Below are 18,358 nucleotides of genomic sequence, written 5' to 3'. Positions count from 1 at the left end.
ACCTTTCCAATAATGGTTATGAAAGTAAATACCATAAATGATACCCTTATCTGGCGCTGGATGAATCTTGTTTATATCGGTGTGGGCACTTTTTTCCTGACTCTGATCGGCAAATACTTGTCTGTCAGAAAAGAAAAGCGGGCAGAAATTGTAAAACCCACATTGGTACAGCTTGTAAATAAGAAGATGGAGAATAAAAAAGTACGGTATTCCAGTATGATCACTTTAGTGCTGATTGTAATTCTCTATCCCTTTATCATGTCAATGTATCAGACCAGTATCATGACTACAGCTCTTATGTATGTAGTTCTAGGTCTGGGTTTGAATATCGTAGTAGGATTCGGTGGACTGCTCCATCTGGGATATGCTGCATTTTATGCTGTAGGTGCCTACACATATGGACTTCTGTTCTATCATTTTGGTATAAATTTCTGGATATGTCTTCCCCTGGGTGCCTTTCTCAGTGCCATATTCGGTATTCTCCTGGGTTTTCCTATTTTACGTCTGAGAGGGGACTACCTGGCAATTGTAACTCTGGCGTTCGGTGAAATCGTAAAACTGGTTCTTGAGAACTGGAATGACTTCTCCTTCGGACCAAGTGGAATCGCAAATATTGCACGTCCTTCTTTTTTTGGACAGAAACTGAAGCTGGCGCAGGTTACTAATTTCACATATTTTATTGCCATAGGTCTTACCATTTTTACCATCTTTGTAATCAGAAGAATGGAGAGCTCAAAAATGGGCCGTGCCTGGGAAGCTATGAGAGAGGATGAAATTGCATGTCAGGCCATGGGAATAGATATTACAAAAGCCAAGCTGACGGCATTCTCTATGGGAGCAGTCTGGGCTGGTTTTATGGGTGTGTTATTTGCAGCCAAAACCACCTTTATCAATCCCGCAAGTTTCACAACATGGGAGTCCATCGTAATTCTCTGTGTTGTTGTTATCGGCGGTATGGGTTCTATTCCAGGTGTAATAGTAGGAGCCCTTATATTTATTCTGACTCCTGAATATCTGAGAGCATTTTCACAATACAGAATGCTCATTTTCGGAATTGCTCTGGTAATGATGATGATTTTCAGACCCGGTGGTATTATCCCTAAAATTAGAAGGGTTTACAAATTTGCAGCTGACAAAGATGATTCACAGGAGGTAGAGGCATGAGTGATGCTCCCGTTCTGGAAGTCAATAACCTGTCTATGGTATTCGGAGGACTTCGGGCTGTAGACAATGTCAGTCTCAATATAAAAAAGGGTGAAATTGTTGCCCTGATCGGACCAAATGGTGCCGGTAAAACAACTTTCTTTAACTGTGTGACCGGTGTATATATCCCTACACAGGGTGAAGTAAAAGTAAATACACCCGATGGTAAAAGCACAGTTCTTAACGGACTCAAACCTAATGTAATAAATGAGAAGGGTCTTGCCCGTACTTTCCAGAATATAAGACTGTTCAGCAATATGTCTGTTCTCGAAAATGTAATGATCGGCCGTCATCAGTCCCTTAAGTCCGGGATTCTCAGTTCTGTTCTTAGAACTAAAAAGAATCGCATCGAGGAAAACAAGGTCATTGAAGACAGTTACGAAATTCTCAGAAAGATCGGTTTGGAAATGTATGTCAATGAACTTGCCTGCAACCTGCCCTACGGTGCACAGAGAAGGCTGGAAATAGCCAGAGCCATGGCGACAAACCCCTTTCTTCTGCTCCTTGATGAGCCTGCGGCAGGAATGAACCCTCAGGAAACAAATGATCTTGTTGATCTTATTCAGAGACTGCGGAAGGACGAGGATATTACTATTCTTCTGATTGAGCATGATATGAGTCTGGTTATGAGCCTTTCTGAAAGAATCTACGTCGTTGATTACGGTAAAATGATTGCAGAGGGAACTCCCGTGGAAATCAAGAATAACAAGGAAGTTATTAAAGCCTATCTTGGAGAAGATATTGATGCTTAAAATAAAAAATATAAGTACTTATTACGGAAACATACAGGCACTGAAAGATATATCAATTGATGTCTCCGAGGGAGAGATTATTACACTGATTGGTGCAAACGGTGCCGGTAAATCTACAACCCTCATGTCCCTCTGCGGTATTGTTCCCATCAAATCGGGCAGTATTGAATTTGAAGGAGAGGATATTTCAAAGATGAATCCCGACAAAATTGTCTCTCTTGGGATTTCCCAGGTTCCCGAAGGTCGAAGAATCTTTCCTCAGCTTTCGGTTAAAGAGAATCTTGATATGGGTGCTTTTCTGAGAAATGACAAGGAGGAGATCAAAAAAGATTTTGATTATGTTTATGATCTTTTTCCCCGTCTTGCAGAGAGAAGAAATCAACAGGGCGGTACTCTAAGTGGTGGCGAGCAGCAGATGCTGGCTATCTCAAGAGCCTTGATGGCAAGACCTCGTCTGCTTCTTCTGGATGAGCCTTCACTTGGACTGGCGCCTCTTATCGTTCAACAGATATTTGAGATCATCAAGAAAGTGAACAAGGAAAATAATACTACAGTATTCCTGGTAGAGCAGAATGCCAATATGGCTTTGAAGATTGCTCACCGGGGTTATGTTCTTGAAACAGGTCGGATAAGTATGACTGATGATGCTGATAAACTTCTTGCCAACGAAGATGTTAAGAAGGCATATCTGGGAATCTGATCCCGAATATACCTGTTTCAGATATTTGAAAAAGCCCTGAGGTTGATATTAAAACCCTCAGGGCTGAATTATATTAGATTTCCTGCCTGAATATTGTTTTTGACTTCTCCCGGGGGCATGAGTGTCTCAATCTGGGAGTTGATTTCTTCAGCCATATCCATCAGATATATCAATCTGCTCCAGGGATACCCTGCATTGTAGATTTCTGATTTCATTCTTATTAAATTTTCAGGATTCTTCATCCAGAGATAAGTTACTGCTGTGATTCTATCTTCCGGAATGAGTTTCAGCATAGTCGGCAATACGCTGCCATCAAGCCAGAATGGATAGATGGATCTTCCCATATATAACAGATACCAATAACTGAATTCACTTCGCTCGTCATAAAAGTCTCTGACCATCCATGGCATATCCTGTAAAAGAAGACTGTGATCAATCAGGTATGCGAGATCATCCAGAATTGTCTCTCTATCATCTGAAAGGATTTGAAAAGCGGAGTTTAGATACTCACTTTTTTCATCATCGGACCAATTTCTATACAGCAGATCTTCATATATCCGCTGTACTGCAAGTTGATCTTTATCAGCCCAGTAATTTATCTGATGCATCAGCCATTCTCTGTTATCTATGTTTCTTTCAGGGGAAATATGAGCGTTTTTATACAGATTCAACAAGCCATTAAATTCATTTAATCCTTGGTAAACGGTTGTTTCCTGAATTACAATTTCAGTGGGTTCTTCTGTTTTTTCACTGACGGTTTCCACAGGCAGTGTTGAACATGAATAAAAAAAGAACAGCAGGGGCAGAAGTGATATATATCTGTGCATAAATTACCTCAACTTTAATATGGAACAAAAATAATATAATAACCATATTTTGAAAAAGGAATTGACTAAAATAAAAAGCCCTGTTAAGTTATATATATTGAAATCAATATATTGATTTATAAGTATTAAATTATATAATTGCTGATATAAAGGAAAACATCATGGAACTTAATAAAGTTGATGCAATCAATATACGTTATACAGAGCTTGCTGACAGTGACTGTTGTCTATCATGCGGTAAAGCCATTCAGTTTGCTGGAGCCCAGGCAGGTGAAGTCTGTCTGGATCTTGGAAGCGGAAGAGGAAGCGACGTTCTTCGAATGGCCGATCAGGTGGGTGAAGAAGGGTATGTTTACGGTATCGATCTATCAGACGGAATGATAAGAAAAGCAGAGAAAACTGCCAAAAAACTCGGAAAAACAAATGTTGAGTTCTTACATTCCAATCTTGAAAAATTACCTCTGAAATGTGGAACCGTAGATTTGATTATATCAAACTGTGTTCTTAATCATGTTGCTGACAAAGCTCAAACCTGGGCTGAAATATATAGAGTCTTAAAAACAGGTGGACGTTTCACAGTCAGTGATATCTATTCGACAGTGGATGTTCCCGATGAATATGCAAATGACCCCGTAGCCGTTTCAGAGTGCTGGGCCGGTGCCGTGACCAGGGAAGTCTATATGAGCCTTCTGGAAGGGGCAGGTTTTGAGCATATCAATATACTTGAGGAGTCCCAACCTTATGAAAAGGGCAAAATATCTGTAGTCAGTTTCACAGTCTCCGGTTTTAAAACCGGAAGCTGTTGCTGTTAATAAAGACAGGAGGTGGATTATGAAATCTCTAATTAAGAAAAAACAGGGTGATGTTAAGAAAACAGCTCAGTGCTGTGCAAAGATTTCTCCCGTTGTGGCTGGTTGTCACGACTGATTTTATCCGGGCCTTCTGGCCCGGTTTTTTGAAACAATAAGGAAATAAAGTGAGTTTAAGAAAATCCCTACATACATTTTGTGCTCCCATTAAGGATTCTGAATCCTGGTATATTATCAATCCCCTATCTGGTCAGGCCGATCTGATAGGGCCTGAAATAGCCGGAGACTTTCTGGATGATAAACTGCAGGATCCTCAGCCTTTTATAGAAAAGGGTTATTATATGGAAGAAGATAAAGAGAAAGCTCTTTTTAATTCCTCATATCTGGATTTTATTGATCAGCAGGATGACGCTGAGGTGCAGATCTTTTATGTACCCGACTATTTCTGTAATTTCAAATGTACATACTGTTATCAGGAAGAATACGGTGTATCAACAGCAGTAAAGGATCAGACAGAGATCATCGATGCCTTTTTCAAATATCTGGATAAAAATTTTGCAGGCAGATCATATTATCTCACCCTTTTCGGCGGAGAGCCGCTGCTGACATCAGAATCACATAAGAAGAATATTTTTCATTTCCTTGACAGAGCTGATGAACGGGGATTATCCCTGGCAATCGTTACAAACGGTTATTCTCTTGAATCTTATCTACCGCGTTTGAAACAGTCAAAGATCAGGGAAATACAGATTACTCTGGACGGGCCTGCAGCTATTCACGATGTACGACGACCCTTGAAGGGGGGAGTAGGAACATTTCAGAAAGTTTCTGATGCTGTGAACATGACTCTCCAAGCAGGGATACGGGTAAATCTCAGAGCAGTTATAGATAAACATAATATTGATTCCCTTCCTGCACTGGCTCAATATGCCATTGATCAGGGATGGACTGAATCAGATCTATTTGTGACACAGCTTGGGCGAAATTATGAGCTTCACAGCTGTCAGAAAGACCATGCATATCTTTATACAAGAATAGGAATGTACGAAAAAATTTATGAATTGATCAATGATCATCCTGAAATTCTTGAGTTTCATAAACCGGCGTTCTCTTTGTCCCGCTTCCTGTCGGAAGAGGGTGAACTGCCCCAGCCGCTTTTTGATTCCTGTCCGGGAGCAAAGACTGAATGGGCCTTTGATTATACAGGCAATATCTACTCATGTACGGCTACTGTAGGTAAAAAAGGTGAAGAGCTGGGACAGTTCTTTCCTGAAATAATAATGAATGAAGAAACTATTGAGGAATGGCAGGAGCGGGATGTCTGCTCTATTGAAAAATGCCGGAGCTGTGCAGTACAGCTTGCCTGTGGAGGCGGTTGCGCCGCTGTTGCAAAGAATCGGACCGGCAGCATTATGAATGCAGACTGCCGGCCAATTAAGGAGTTGATGACCCTCGGGTTGTCCGCTTATCTGGAAGAGTAGGCCTCATAGCCTTTATCAATTTCAATAACCCGGGCTGTAGATCAGTCAAGGTAGAATTAGGAGATATTCAAATGGCAGGGAAAATTAAAGAAATCAATGCAGTAGACTGGGATCGGGATGTTCTGAAGGGTGGAAAAGTTGTAGTAGACTTTTATTCCACAGAGTGTCCTCCCTGTGAGGCTCTGGCCAGCAAATATGCCGCCTTGAGTGAACTTTATGGTAATGACCTTAAATTTCTGAAGATTTTCAGACAGGGAAACAGAGAACTGTCCCAGGATCTGGAAGTAGTCAGCTCTCCTACTGTTATTTTTTATGAAGATGGTAAAGAGATGGCAGATAGACAGACCGGAGGAATCAAACGTTCTTCACTGGTTGAAACACTGGATAAAATGGTCGGTGACAAGAGAGCTGTAGAGATCAAAAACAGTATTGAACCTTTTACAAGTGAATATGATGTAGCTGTTATGGGAGGAGGTCCTGCCGGACTGACTGCAGCCACCTATCTGGGACAGGCTCACCTTAAGACTGTAATTATTGATACAGCTCTCACAGGTGGATATGTCGCAACAACCCATCAGGTATCTAACTATCCCGGTTTTATTGAACCCCAGCAGGGAATGATGCTGGCACACTTCATGAGTGAGCAGACAAAGGGTGCAGGTGTTGATTTCAGAGCGGCTGTGGATGTTACATCCATCGATCTGAATAAAAAAGAAATACTGATTGATGGTGTTGAAACCATCAAAGCTAAAAAAGTAATAATCGCAACCGGATCATCTCCCAGACCACTGGGCCTTCCCGGAGAGCTTGAATACAGAGGGAACGGAATATCCTATTGTGCCACCTGCGATGCAAAATATTTTGATGATAAGGATGTCGTCGTGATCGGCGGTGGAAATTCTGCAATCGAAGAATCTCTATTTATTGCCAGGTTTGCAAAATCCATTACCATTGTTCATCAGTTTGATGAGCTTCAGGCAAATAAGGAAGCTCAGAAAGAAGTATTTGCCAATGAAAAGATCAATATTCTTTTTGAACATGAGCCCAGAGAGTTTGTAAGAAACGGAGCCATGGATATGTCTGTGGTTGTTGAAGATCTTAAAACTAAAGAGATGAAAACACTCAATACCAACGGAATATTTGTATTTGTAGGTTTTCTTCCCAACCTGGACGGATTTACAGCAGATCTTAAAAAAGATGACTGGGGATACCTTATATCAGATGAAGACATGAAAACAAACATTCCCGATATATATGTTGCCGGTGATGTCAGAACAAAAAAATTCAGACAGATTACAACAGCTGTATCAGACGGAACTATCGCCGCCATATCAATTTCCAGGGAACTGGGCTGATTCTCAGATCTTTAACCTCTCTGGAAAGGGGGGTATTATAAAGCTGTCGTACAGATAAAAGTCGGCGGCTTTTTTTTACATGAGCGGTGAAAACAGTCTGCAAACAGAATTTCTCAGTTTTCTAGAAGAACTCATGGACTGAATTTCCTCAAGGGTTATTTCCCGGCAGCAAAGGCTGTCCAATACAAACTGATCCTTCAGGTTCTTTGAAATATCATTATCATAAAATACCGCATTAACTTCATAGTTCAGCCTGAAACTGCGTATATCCATATTACAGGTTCCCACTGTGCTTACAATGCTGTCCATTATCACTACCTTGGAATGAAGAAAGCCTTCCTCATAATGGAGTATCTTTACTCCCGCCTCAAGGAGAGGTTCAAAATAGGTGAATGCTGTCCACCAGGCTATCTTCTTATCAGGGATTCCAGCCATCATCAGAGTTATATCAATTCCAGACATTGCTGCCGATTCCATTGCCTTCATCATGGCTAGATCCGGGATAAAGTAGGGGCTTTGGATAAAGACCTCATGATTGGCATTGGTTATCATATTAAATATAAGCAGCTCTATGGAATTCCACTGTGAATCCGGGCCGCTTACAGCTATCTGAACGGGTACATTAATAAGGTCATCAGGAAGTTGTTCCGGCAGCTCTTCAGGAAAGAAGTCATCTTCAATCAGCATCTCATGTCCACAGTTAAACCAGTCTGTTAGAAAGATTGACTGGAGAATATGGACACATTTCCCTTTCAGCCGTACGTGAGTGTCTCTCCAGGACTCAAAAGATGCTCCGCCGTCAATATACTCCATGCCGACATTCATGCCCCCTGTGTAGGCTATAATGCTGTCTATGACTACAATTTTTTTGTGATTGCTGTAATTTATTTTCATTCGTGCCATCAAACGATTCAGATCTTTAAAATAGCTGAATTTGACACCGGCCTTTCTAAGTTCTTTTTTATATTTGAAAGAAATTCTACCAAAGGATCCAAGCCCGTCAAAAATAAGTTTGACATCCACACCCTGTGCGGATTTCCTGACAAGAATATCCTTTATTTTTTGACCCAGCTCATCAGATTTCCAGATAAAATACTCCATATGAATGGACTGATTGGCATTCTCAAGATCTGCCAGCAGCTTTTCGTAGAGTTTTTTCCCTGAATAGTATATTTCAACACTGTTATCCAGGGTCAGAGCAGCCTGATTGGAGTTTAGAAGAAGTTTTATACTTTTCATTACATCAGTCATAGATTCACTATCACCGATTTCACTCTCCTGCAGCAGTTCCCGCTGTGATTGAAGAAGAGGCTTAAGCTTTTCTGCAAATAGTTCTTCAGGTCTTTTAGGGATTATTTTTGAATTCTTAACGTCCATTCCAATGAGTAGAAACAACAGGAACCCCCAAATGGGAATTGCCATAATAAGCATCATCCAGGCAAGACTTGCTTCACTCTCCTTATTGGAGAGAAGAATATAGATTATAGAAAAGAATATTATAACAAAGTTAATATAATAAAAAATATCCGGGAGAAAACTAAACATACTATTCCTTTTTATACCGAGACTGAATAAAAGCTTTAGTAATCACTTTAAATCAAGGTTTGAGAACCTCTATATCTTAAATATTAGGTTATTGAATAACGGCAAAGCAAGCGTCATCTACCTGCTATCATAAGTGTTAGAGGCTTAAGAATATAATAATATACCAATACATTAGCATACAACTTCCCTTAATGCTGTTTTTTTGTTATTTTCTTGATCATTATGGAAGTATTTATACTGGGAACAGGAGGCATGATGCCTCTGCCGGGGAGACACCTGACCTCTGTCCTTATGAGAAGAGAGGGAGATCTCTTTCTCTTTGACTGTGGTGAAGGTACTCAGGTCTCTCTGAGGAAGCTTAATTTACGTTGGAAAAAAATTACAAAAATATTCATATCTCATACACATGCGGATCATATTACCGGGCTGCCAGGAATTCTGATGCTCTCTTCTCAGGTTGAGAGAACCGAACCTCTGACCATTATCGGACCAGCCAAGATCAAAGAGTATGTTGAGAGCAGTCGCAAGGTTCTTGATATGTATGTCAATTATGAGATAATTATTGAAGAAATAGCCGAACCGGACAAACCTGGAATTGTTTATGAAGACGAAGAGATGACCATTCGTTCGATTCCACTGAATCATTCAAAAGTCTGTGTCGGTTATGTTCTGGAAGAAAAGGAACGTCCGGGAGTCTTTTTTCCTGAGAAAGCAAAAGAGGCTGGTGTCCCTGTGGGTCCTTCATGGTCCAGGCTGCAGAATGGTGAATCCGTAGAGCTTGAAAACGGACAGGTTATTCTTCCGGAACATGTGATGGGTAAGACGAGAAAGGGGAGGAAATTCAGTTTTGTAACTGATACAGCTGTTGTTCCCGGTCTTTCTGAAGAAGTAAAAGATTCAGATCTGTTTATATGTGAAGGAATGTTTGATAAATCACTGCAGGCTTCTGCTCGAGAGAAAAAGCATCTCACCAGTCAGCAGGCGGCAAGCATCGCCGAAGCTGCCGGTGGTATTAAAAGGATGGGGCTGATTCATTACAGTCCCCGGTATACAGAAAAAGAGCTGCAAAATCTTTTACGGGAAGCAAAAGAGATCTTTCCTGATACCTTTCTCACCCGTGACAGAATGAAGATAGAAATTCCCTACGAGGAATAAAATCTTTCCCCCATAACTCAGAAACAAAAAAATCCCCCGGTTTTCCGGGGGATAAATAATCTAATCAGATAAATAAGTTTATGACTTATTACTCAAATACTCTCTGAACTTTTCAGGATCTGATCTGAAGCCTACGATGGGGTTTTCCTCATCAGCCTTGTTCAATGATGTATCTGCTTCCTTGATAAGTCTTTTACCAGTGATTAAGCGTCCATTACGTGAAGAGAGTCCGCATTTAAGATTACTGAATCCGGATTCCTGTTCAAGTTTTTTGATAAGACTCTGAGCATCACTTATAGCATCATCGAGATCCTTATTCGGTTCAATGAGGGCCAAAGAATTTTCACCGGCTTCAAAGATAAGATCATGATAACTGTATTCATCTCTGACTGCAGCAGAAATCTGTTCCATTTCATTCTCATTTCCCATATCTCTTATCATCAGCAGAACCAGATCCTGATCAAAGGATGCTGATCGCTCCAGTTCAAGACCAAGTCTTTCATCAAGAAACGCTTCCCAGCCGAGACCGGTTTCGGGATTATAGAGGGTGGGTGAGCCGTCTCCTGCAGCAGGTTCAACATCATCTAGATGCGAATCATCAATATCAAGGTCATCAGATGACATTTCATCAAAAAGACTGTCGTCTGCAGGAAATTCAAAATCATCAGCAGAATCATCTGCTGCGGCCGAATCTACAAAATCATCTGATGGCAGCTCTTCATGATCCATACCAAGAAGATCTTCTTCATCGGGTATGTCGGGAATGCTGTCTTCAAGATTCATATCATCAAGGTTCATATCATCCAGATCAGAATCCAGACTGAGGTCATCATCGTCCATTGAAAAGTCAGAATCCGAAGCTGGGACAGGTTCATCGGAAGGAATATCAAAATCAAGATCATCATCCATAGAGAAATCTGAACTGTCATCCGAGCCAAAGCTGTCATCAGACAAACTGTCATTGCCGAAAGAATCATCACCAAAGCTATCTTCCCCCAATCCTGAATCCAGGGAGGATCCGCTCATGTCTTCAGCAAGAGCATCAGAAAAGTCAGAAGCCGTATCGGATTCTTCATTCCAATCTTCTTCTGTTTTCCCCTTTGGAGCTTTCTCCTTTGATAGACTGAACGCTACAATCAAAATCAAAGTTATTACAAAAAGGACTATTACTGCCAGAAGTGCAATTTTAAGAACATAGAAAACAGATGTTCTTGGAAGAACAGTGAATATGATATCAATATTGCTGCCTGGTTTGTTTTTAATCTGAAGAGGTACAGAACCTATGCTGTTTGAAAAACTCAGTCCCTTGTATGCGGGATTCTGTTCAAGAGCATCAGATTCTTCACTGACGATCTTAACCTGTCCGTTCCTACTGTAAAAATATTCAATACCCGTATCATAGGAGTATATGGATAATGCAATAATATCCTTATTCTCAGTAAATATCTGCTTGATATCCTCGCCGAAACCCTTGTCGTAGAGAGTTTCACTATTGCTGAGAGAACCGGAGACTCTCTGGACTAACGCCGGTAATCTGGACGCATTGTTTTCAGTATTAAACTGACGCTGATTATACAGGTAGTACCCTGACCAACCCGCGGTTGCCAACAGCCCCAGAATCACTATAATTGTATGTACAGTTGTAATTGCCTTTTTCATAGTAAACATTATACGCAGAAATAAAGTTTTGTGCATTATTTTTTAAAGGATTTTTATGGATCAGAGAAAAATGATGCTGCCTGAAGGCTGGTATCCCCATTCCATCGGGTCAGCAGAAATGCAGTTAAAAAGCTGGGAATCTAAAAATTTCAGCAATGGCGGAGAAACTGCCGCTGGAATTGCGCCCCATGCGGGCTGGGATTTTTCCGGTTCAATGGCCTGGCAGATTATCAATTCCATACCCCGGGACTGTGATCTTGTCATCATAGCCGGAGGTCATCTCTCAAGCTCAGCTGAGTGCAGAGTGCTGGATTACAGCAGCCTGGCAACTCCTTTCGGAGAGCTGAATGTAGACAGGGAAATACTGCAGCTTCTCTGCAGTGGATTTATACCGGACAGAGATATGGACAACACTGTTGAAATTATGCTGCCTATGATTAAAAATATTCTTCCACAGATCACTGTTCTTCCTGTAAGAATGCCTGCTTCCGTACAGTCTGTGGACTGGGGAAGGAGGGCCCGGCAGATATGTTCTGATAAGGGCAAGAAGACTTTTCTTCTTGGTTCTACTGATCTGAGCCATTATGGTGCACGATTCGGCTACATGGATTATGGATTAAGTGATCAGGCCAGAGCTGTAGTCCGGGAAAAAGATAGTAGGTACCTTGAATTACTGGCTGCTCTTAAAGTAGAAGAGTCGATCAGCTATGCACTTACTGAAAACACAGCATGTTCATCAGGAGCCGCCGCTGCGGCTGCAGGCTTCGCCCTGGAAGCAGGTATCCTGGAAGGCCGGATCTGCGAGCATAAATATAGTTATGATGTATACGATTCAGGAAGTGATTTTGTAGGATACGGTTCTGTTCTTTATCAGTAATTCACAGTTTTTCTACGAATCAGATCTATTGTCCACGATCTTGCCTGATTAAGTGCAGTTGTTCCCGAGTCACATTTTTTCCTGAAATGGGCTGCTGCAGGAAGAATAGAAAGAAGTATCTCTTTCTGACTCTTATTCAGTGAGTCCAGAAACTCATTAATATTTCCCTTCAACTCAGGGATATCATTAATCTTTTCTGCAAGTTCTTTTAGAAAATCCTGCCGGCTCTGATATGATCTACCTGCACTCATCATTCTGAACTCATTCCCGGGCTTTGATTTTATTCCTGAAAATTTGAGGTGAACTCCGTCTGCACGGATGTTTTCTATATGTGCAGACATTCTCTCAGCTTTTTTTTCCAGGCTGGATTTATAATGGATCATCGGTTTGGAGATATATCGGAATCCACCTTCAAAGATCTCCTTATTCAGGGACTTGTTATGAAGGACAAAATCCATAACCTGATTTTCAATACCCGAAATCCGACAGCTTGATTTCTGAAAATAGGGAAATACATAGCTTCCCCGGGCATAAGGTTTACCGTAAGGGTATGAAAAATCTGCACCATAGAGCTGTATATGTTTAGCCCCGAGAGATTCAGCAAGGCTGAGGGCAGCATGGGTCACATTGCCTCCCGAAGTATCAATATGAGGAAACTGTCTGAAATTCTTACTCACATAGTTGGAAAAAGGATGATCGCTGGTAAAGAAAAAACAGTTTTTTGCAATACGGGTAAGAAAAGGAGGTGAAGCCAGATCCAGAACAAGTGGAACATCTTCGGGATAACCCTTCATGAAATGGTGATAACTTATATGCTGACAGTCTATGGAAATGACCATATCAGGGGTGAGCCCATTAGCAAGAAGTACCGGAAGAGATGTATCAGTGGCAATAAGAGTAGATTTTTCCCTGTTTCTGATAAGGTGAGGCATTTGTTTTTCCAGTCCAGGACCGGCAGCTGTAATCTGAACCTTATGTACCGGCTTAAGGGTGACAGTAGTCTCCTCAGAGGCTTCAAGGTTATTCAGTGTATTTACAAACCATTTCTTCCCGAAATGAGTCTGTACGGTGTAATCATCAGTTATAGCAGAGATTGATTCCTGAACTACTTCCGCTAATCTATGATAGAACTCAGGATCTCTCTCAATTCTGGTTCTCAAACTGATACTCTGCAGATCACCCGACAATACAGGTACATATTTTGTCAGCAATGTTTTTTTAAAATCTTCAGGATTTTCAGAAATCCAGAGTCTGACCCGTTTATCCAGGAAAAGAGAACTCAGATCCATAAGACTGAGAATCGACCTGACAATAGAAGGATCATTTTCAATAATAATCAGACTGCTAAGCTCTTTATTACTCAGAAGGGGAAGAAGGTGATAAGCACCTCCCAGACCATAGGCCAGAATCATGCCGCCCTTTATGTACTGCCGGGACAGCCTTTCGCCCTCTCTGACAGGATTAAACCTTGAATGGAGAGGTTTTTCTACAAGTACAGGAACAGGGTTTCCGTCTCTGGATGTTATCACCGTTATTTCATCTGTGTCCCTGCAGTGAGAAATCAGGGATGCAGCTTCTGAAGATGTAGACGCGAGGCAGAGTAGATTTTTGTCCAGAATCTTATTATCCATTGGAAATACAGCCTATTTTTTTTATGAGATATTTTATCTTATACAGAAAATCGGATTTTGCGGAGTTTTCATTTAAATTATTTTTTTCAGAATTGAGTCTGAATTTTGGAAAAACTTCTGCTGTAAACTCAGAAAGGTGGGAGGACATTTTGTCATTATTCTCAAAATCCAGTATCATATTATTTAAATTCTGCTCTATGTTTTTAACTCGTCTACGTCTCTCAGAAAAATCCGGATACTCTGTATTCATTTCAGTTTTTATTTTAAAGGTCAATGCAGGTTTTATAGGCAGAGAATCCAACTCAGGAATCGGAAGGCTTACGGCTGCAGGTTTAAGTCTGAAGACTTTATTGTTGAAATTCTGCTGCTTGAACCAGGCCGTATAGGTATTCATGTTTCTAGTGAGTCTGTACTGTCCGTCAATACTCTGTGTCATAGACGCTGCTCTGTTATAGAAAGCACTATATCCGGGATTCAATCTAGATTCGTCCTTGAGAATATATGATGTAAATGAGTGAGGCTGAGCATGCATTTTAATGTCACTCATGCAAAAATCAAGACCGGTAATATATATCTTGTTCCGGGTGAGTTTCATTAGGTAAAAAAGAGCTGTAGCTGCTACAGTTCCCATCTCAGGAAAGCCCTGCAGTTCATTCTCTCTTAATAAAAGATTCTCAGGAAAGCTGTGCTGATTTATTCCACAGCAGAAATTCTCAGATTCAATCAGGGATGAGATTACTGAACTGATAATTATTGTATCCTTGTGGAGGAAACGTAAATGTTCCCGGGCATAAAATCCGGGATCAGTAGTGAATAGTATATCCGGTATCACTCCATATGAGCTGAGCAGGGCTAGTGATGAGGGTAGAGCAGCAATAACATAGCTGTTCTTCAACTCAGAAATCCGGCTGATATGCTGTTCAAGGCTCGGACCGGAAGCAGTTAGAATTACAGGAGCCTCGATAGAAAGGATACGACCTGAGAAATCCTGATAAAGATAGTTTCTGAAACTATTAAGAATCCACTTGAGGGCAAAATGATTTCTGGTCATCTCTGAGCCATGGGATATTGATAAATGTTCCAGAATCTTTTTCTGATAATTATTATGAATGTCGGAAAAAAGTGCTGCTGTGGAAGGCAGTTCAAAAAAAAGGATGTTTCTTATATCTATATCATAAAGTATTGAGCCGAGAAATCCATCCAGACTCAAATCACTCCCAGGATGATAATATTTTATATTATCCAGGAGCCCCTGAGATTTACAATAGTTGTAACAATCGGAATCATAGAAAAATATAATAATATTTGAACTGTCATGTACACTTTTAAGTTTTTCAAGAATATATCCAAGACCGGGTTCAAAAACCAGAACTGTCTTTTGACTGTTGTAATCTTCCTGTGCTGTGAAATTATTTAATAGCTGAACTGCTTCTTTTTCAGGATCATAACGGGAATGAATATATCTGTTAATGAATCTGGCAGTCAAAGGTCCTTTACGACTCTTTTCCAGAAGCATTTTACATCAGAGCCCTTATCAGTTCATCCTGTTCTTCTTCTGTAGCAGGAAAATCAAAATCCCTGGTGCTGAGCACAGGAGAAGTCTCAAGGTCCTGAAAGAGCAGGGGCAGGGATGCTGAAAGCTGATGAATAAAAAGGGATTTATCAGGAACACGCTGTTTGTCCAGAATAAGAAGAACCTTGTTATTTCCCAGGTCAATCAGCTCCTGTTGAGGTCCGGCCATGGTTCTGAAAACAGAAAGTATCTCTTTTTTCAGATGTAACATGGAAAGACCTTCCTTGATATTCATAAGCATTTTAATCAGAGGAGAGAGATCAACTTCAATTATATAGACATCCTTTCCGGCAAGAGCCTTGAGTTTGTCCAGAAGTTCCACTTTTCCGGGTCTTCGAACATTAGTATTTCCTTGTACCACAAGAGCTTTTCTACTGTTAAATACATTCTGAGAGAAACGGCTGCTAATATTATTAAATAGATTCTGCCAGTCATCGGGAACAAAATTATGCCACTGACTAATCATTATTATGCAGATTATTCTATTTTCATGAAAAAAGGGGAGCCAGTGAATCTCTTCTATAAGACCGAATTCTCTTGAAGACATATACTCTTTCAAAAAGTGAGTTGCCTGAGATGTTACAAGACTGTTTTTCTGTTCAAGCATTGAAGTAAACTCAGTTGTTTCAATTGTATGACGGTCCATTCTGAGTCGATTGGTTGTTGTCTTGTCATAACCCTTGGAACTGAGACAGTTAAAACTATCGTCTGAATCAGATTTTAAAAAAACAGCTGCTTTTTCTATAGAAAGGTGGTTTATCAGCTGCTGAAAAAGTACAACAGGATAGTCCACCCCTTTTTCGAGATTGTGTAATTTCTGAAGAAAATCATCCCCCGTACCGTTGACCGGCACCTGGGAGTCTCTGGCTCTGTCTAATAAACCCATCAGCTGGTGATTCCAAGTTCCTCAAATATCTTTTTGTATACTTCGAAATGTTCACTACGGGCGAATTCCTGAATCTTGTCTTCTGGAAGGGATTCAAGTAACTGATCCATATAAGTCAGTATTTCCCGGATCTCTTCTTTAAGTTCAGGGGGAAGTTTCTTGAGACTTGCACTACTGTTGGCTTCATCAAGATATGAACGCTGTGGGGTTTCGGGCACTTCCTGAACTGTCGGCCCATGAGCAGGTTCTATAGCTTCATGAACTTCCGGTACAGGAGTTTCATCCAGCTTTGCGGCTTCGGGCTCAACTAACTCATTATCAAAAACAGACTCTTCAGGAGCCACTTTCAATTCAGCTTCTTCATCTAATTCAGCTTCTTCAAGTAATTCAGGTACAATATCATCCGAAAGATCATGGGGGAGATCAATTGAAATAACTTCTTCTTCATCCTCAGCTTCTGCCGGTTCAAGATCTTCAGATAGCCCGTCAGTAAGATCACCGGGGACATCATCCAGATCAATTTCTATGGTTTCAGTCTCTTCATTTAACTCTTGAGGAACGGATTCTTCCTCAGGGATCGCCAAAGCTTCAAGAGAACTGAGATCGATCTCTTCTGTACCGGGCAGATCTTCATGATCTTCTTCTACCATAAAGGATTCAGCTTCATCCAGAATTGAATCAATAGAATCCAGTTCATGCTGCATTTCATCATTAAGTTCAATGGATTCTTCTTCACTTATTTCATCCAGATCGAAATCATCAATCTCTACTTCCGGATTTTCAGAAATATCAAGGATGATTTCATCATCTGATTCAGTGATATTAGGAATATTGTTGTCAATTTCCAGATCATCAAAATTATCTATTTCAGGTAGGTCGGATGTATCAAGGCTGAAATCATCAAAACCATCGTTATCCACATCCATCAGACTGATAGTCGCAGGCTCTTCGACAGTATCTTCAGCAGATTCTTCAAGATCATCAAAATCATCAGAAATTGTTATATCATCAATATTGATATCATCCAGGTCGTCAAGTTCACTAAGATCAGATATATCTTCTATGGAGGCTTCTGGTATATCCAGATCATCAAGCCCAAGAGATATATCTTCCAGACTCTCATCAAGTTCTTCACTATCCGGTTCAATTACACCAAGATCCGGATTATCACCGAGATCTACAACTTCACCTTCATCAAAATCGTCTTCCTGTTCATCAGAGAGGGTGAGGTCAAAATCAAAATCTTCTTCCTCATCTTCGTTGGTTTCAGTTTCTGCTGATGAAAAAGAATCAAGATCATCCAGGGAAACTTCCTCAATTTCATCCAGTTCAAGATCGACTTCAGGAGCTTCTTCCCCGTCAGCTTCGAGTTCATCCATATTAAAATCGAAATCATCCAGGGAAACTTCTTCAATACCATCATCAGTCAGAAGACTGTCTATGTCTGATTCATCTAATTCAGGTTCTGCTTCTTCAGGATTCTCTGAAGTAAGATCAAGAACCAGTTCGTCTTCATCAAGACTTATATCCTCATCAAGACTTATATCCTCATCAAGAGAGAAATCATCCAGACTCAGATCATCTTCTATATTTAAATCATCACTATCCAGTGTAATTTCTTCTTCTGCAACATCGGAGAGTTCATCCAGATCCAAATTATCGTCAAAATTGAGATCATCTGTGTCTAGATTTATCTCATCAACAAAATCATCTTCGAGACTTAACTCGTCAGTATCCAGTGACAGATCGTCATCGAGACTTAACTCTTCAGTATCCAATGACAGATCGTCATCGAGACTTAACTCTTCAGTATCCAATGACAGATCGTCATCGAGACTTAACTCTTCAGTATCCAATGACAGATCGTCATCGAGACTTAACTCTTCAGTATCCAATGACAGATCG

Annotated in this window: 15 protein-coding genes; 8 read left to right on the top strand and 7 right to left on the bottom strand. The window is 40.6% G+C overall.

What is annotated here, in order from left to right; translation table 11 throughout:
* Nucleotides 1-18 precede the first annotated feature (18 nt).
* The 3 genes from DV872_RS17685 to DV872_RS17675 are packed head-to-tail and all read left to right on the top strand — an operon-like array spanning nucleotide 19 to nucleotide 2,655.
* Nucleotides 19-1,164: a branched-chain amino acid ABC transporter permease gene (locus DV872_RS17685; RefSeq protein WP_230391495.1), complete on the top strand. Its 1,146-nt coding sequence runs from the start codon at nucleotides 19-21 to the stop codon at nucleotides 1,162-1,164.
* A complete protein-coding gene (locus DV872_RS17680) occupies nucleotides 1,161-1,955 on the top strand; it encodes an ABC transporter ATP-binding protein (RefSeq protein WP_114631279.1) in 795 nt (264 codons plus the stop codon). Before DV872_RS17685 ends, DV872_RS17680 begins: the two co-directional genes overlap by 4 nt.
* Nucleotides 1,948-2,655, top strand: a complete 708-nt coding sequence (locus tag DV872_RS17675) for an ABC transporter ATP-binding protein (protein ID WP_114631278.1) — start codon at nucleotides 1,948-1,950, stop codon at nucleotides 2,653-2,655. The genes DV872_RS17680 and DV872_RS17675 overlap by 8 nt, the downstream gene beginning before the upstream one ends.
* Before the next feature lie 68 nt (nucleotides 2,656-2,723).
* Here the strand turns inward: DV872_RS17675 and DV872_RS17670 are convergent, their stop codons facing one another.
* Complete coding sequence (locus DV872_RS17670) at nucleotides 2,724-3,482, bottom strand: hypothetical protein (RefSeq protein WP_114631277.1); 759 nt, start codon at nucleotides 3,480-3,482, stop codon at nucleotides 2,724-2,726.
* Between the two features lie 161 nt (nucleotides 3,483-3,643).
* Between DV872_RS17670 and DV872_RS17665 the strand changes: the two genes are divergently transcribed.
* The 3 genes from DV872_RS17665 (at nucleotide 3,644) to DV872_RS17655 (ending at nucleotide 7,127) form a co-directional block, all read left to right on the top strand.
* Nucleotides 3,644-4,294, top strand: coding sequence for a methyltransferase domain-containing protein (locus DV872_RS17665; RefSeq protein WP_114631276.1), 651 nt, complete (start codon nucleotides 3,644-3,646; stop codon nucleotides 4,292-4,294).
* A 164-nt stretch (nucleotides 4,295-4,458) separates the two neighbouring features.
* Entirely contained in the window at nucleotides 4,459-5,772 is a 1,314-nt protein-coding gene (locus DV872_RS17660; RefSeq protein WP_114631275.1) for a radical SAM/SPASM domain-containing protein, read from the top strand.
* Nucleotides 5,773-5,843: 71 nt separating this feature from the next.
* On the top strand, nucleotides 5,844-7,127 hold the full coding sequence (locus tag DV872_RS17655) for an FAD-dependent oxidoreductase (protein ID WP_114631274.1): 1,284 nt from the start codon (nucleotides 5,844-5,846) through the stop codon (nucleotides 7,125-7,127).
* Nucleotides 7,128-7,202: 75 nt separating this feature from the next.
* Here the strand turns inward: DV872_RS17655 and cls are convergent, their stop codons facing one another.
* Nucleotides 7,203-8,672 (bottom strand): cardiolipin synthase, encoded by a 1,470-nt coding sequence (cls, locus tag DV872_RS17650; protein WP_114631273.1) that lies wholly within the window; start codon nucleotides 8,670-8,672, stop codon nucleotides 7,203-7,205.
* Between the two features lie 216 nt (nucleotides 8,673-8,888).
* On the opposite strand from cls, the gene DV872_RS17645 reads away from it, so the two are divergent.
* Entirely contained in the window at nucleotides 8,889-9,827 is a 939-nt protein-coding gene (locus tag DV872_RS17645) for a ribonuclease Z (RefSeq protein ID WP_114631328.1), read from the top strand.
* Nucleotides 9,828-9,905: 78 nt separating this feature from the next.
* Here the strand turns inward: DV872_RS17645 and DV872_RS17640 are convergent, their stop codons facing one another.
* On the bottom strand, nucleotides 9,906-11,486 hold the full coding sequence (locus tag DV872_RS17640; protein ID WP_114631272.1) for a GGDEF domain-containing protein: 1,581 nt from the start codon (nucleotides 11,484-11,486) through the stop codon (nucleotides 9,906-9,908).
* A 55-nt stretch (nucleotides 11,487-11,541) separates the two neighbouring features.
* On the opposite strand from DV872_RS17640, the gene amrB reads away from it, so the two are divergent.
* On the top strand, nucleotides 11,542-12,363 hold the full coding sequence (gene amrB, locus DV872_RS17635; RefSeq protein WP_114631271.1) for an AmmeMemoRadiSam system protein B: 822 nt from the start codon (nucleotides 11,542-11,544) through the stop codon (nucleotides 12,361-12,363).
* On the opposite strand, the gene DV872_RS17630 is transcribed toward amrB, so the two are convergent.
* From DV872_RS17630 to DV872_RS26635, 4 genes are all read right to left on the bottom strand, one after another.
* A complete protein-coding gene (locus DV872_RS17630; protein ID WP_114631270.1) occupies nucleotides 12,357-13,994 on the bottom strand; it encodes a motility associated factor glycosyltransferase family protein in 1,638 nt (545 codons plus the stop codon). The genes amrB and DV872_RS17630 overlap by 7 nt on opposite strands.
* Complete coding sequence (locus DV872_RS17625) at nucleotides 13,987-15,510, bottom strand: 6-hydroxymethylpterin diphosphokinase MptE-like protein (protein WP_114631269.1); 1,524 nt, start codon at nucleotides 15,508-15,510, stop codon at nucleotides 13,987-13,989. Before DV872_RS17625 ends, DV872_RS17630 begins: the two co-directional genes overlap by 8 nt.
* Nucleotide 15,511: 1 nt before the next feature.
* Nucleotides 15,512-16,453 carry a hypothetical protein gene (locus tag DV872_RS17620; RefSeq protein ID WP_114631268.1) on the bottom strand — a complete coding sequence of 314 codons (942 nt, stop codon included), beginning with the start codon at nucleotides 16,451-16,453 and terminating at the stop codon, nucleotides 15,512-15,514.
* Nucleotides 16,453-18,358, bottom strand: a 1,906-nt coding sequence (locus DV872_RS26635) for a hypothetical protein (protein ID WP_158547035.1), incomplete at its 5' end; no start/stop codon positions are given. The genes DV872_RS17620 and DV872_RS26635, both read right to left, overlap by 1 nt.

The organism is Oceanispirochaeta sp. M1 (assembly GCF_003346715.1).
GTDB lineage: Bacteria > Spirochaetota > Spirochaetia > DSM-2461 > DSM-2461 > Oceanispirochaeta.
Note: the sequence above shows the minus strand (reverse complement) of the source record. Positions and strands in the feature narration are given on the sequence as shown.

Excerpts from the sequence above, each read along its gene's own strand:
- DV872_RS17665 (WP_114631276.1), top strand. The coding sequence starts at position 3,644 with ATGGAACTTAATAAAGTTGATGCAATCAATATACGTTATACAGAGCTT.
- DV872_RS17630 (WP_114631270.1), bottom strand. The coding sequence starts at position 13,994 with ATGGATAATAAGATTCTGGACAAAAATCTACTCTGCCTCGCGTCTACA.
- cls (WP_114631273.1), bottom strand. The coding sequence starts at position 8,672 with ATGTTTAGTTTTCTCCCGGATATTTTTTATTATATTAACTTTGTTATA.
- DV872_RS17670 (WP_114631277.1), bottom strand. The coding sequence starts at position 3,482 with ATGCACAGATATATATCACTTCTGCCCCTGCTGTTCTTTTTTTATTCA.
- DV872_RS17640 (WP_114631272.1), bottom strand. The coding sequence starts at position 11,486 with ATGAAAAAGGCAATTACAACTGTACATACAATTATAGTGATTCTGGGG.
- DV872_RS17620 (WP_114631268.1), bottom strand. The coding sequence starts at position 16,453 with ATGGGTTTATTAGACAGAGCCAGAGACTCCCAGGTGCCGGTCAACGGT.
- DV872_RS17675 (WP_114631278.1), top strand. The coding sequence starts at position 1,948 with ATGCTTAAAATAAAAAATATAAGTACTTATTACGGAAACATACAGGCA.
- DV872_RS17655 (WP_114631274.1), top strand. The coding sequence starts at position 5,844 with ATGGCAGGGAAAATTAAAGAAATCAATGCAGTAGACTGGGATCGGGAT.
- DV872_RS17680 (WP_114631279.1), top strand. The coding sequence starts at position 1,161 with ATGAGTGATGCTCCCGTTCTGGAAGTCAATAACCTGTCTATGGTATTC.
- DV872_RS17685 (WP_230391495.1), top strand. The coding sequence starts at position 19 with ATGAAAGTAAATACCATAAATGATACCCTTATCTGGCGCTGGATGAAT.
- amrB (WP_114631271.1), top strand. The coding sequence starts at position 11,542 with ATGGATCAGAGAAAAATGATGCTGCCTGAAGGCTGGTATCCCCATTCC.
- DV872_RS17625 (WP_114631269.1), bottom strand. The coding sequence starts at position 15,510 with ATGCTTCTGGAAAAGAGTCGTAAAGGACCTTTGACTGCCAGATTCATT.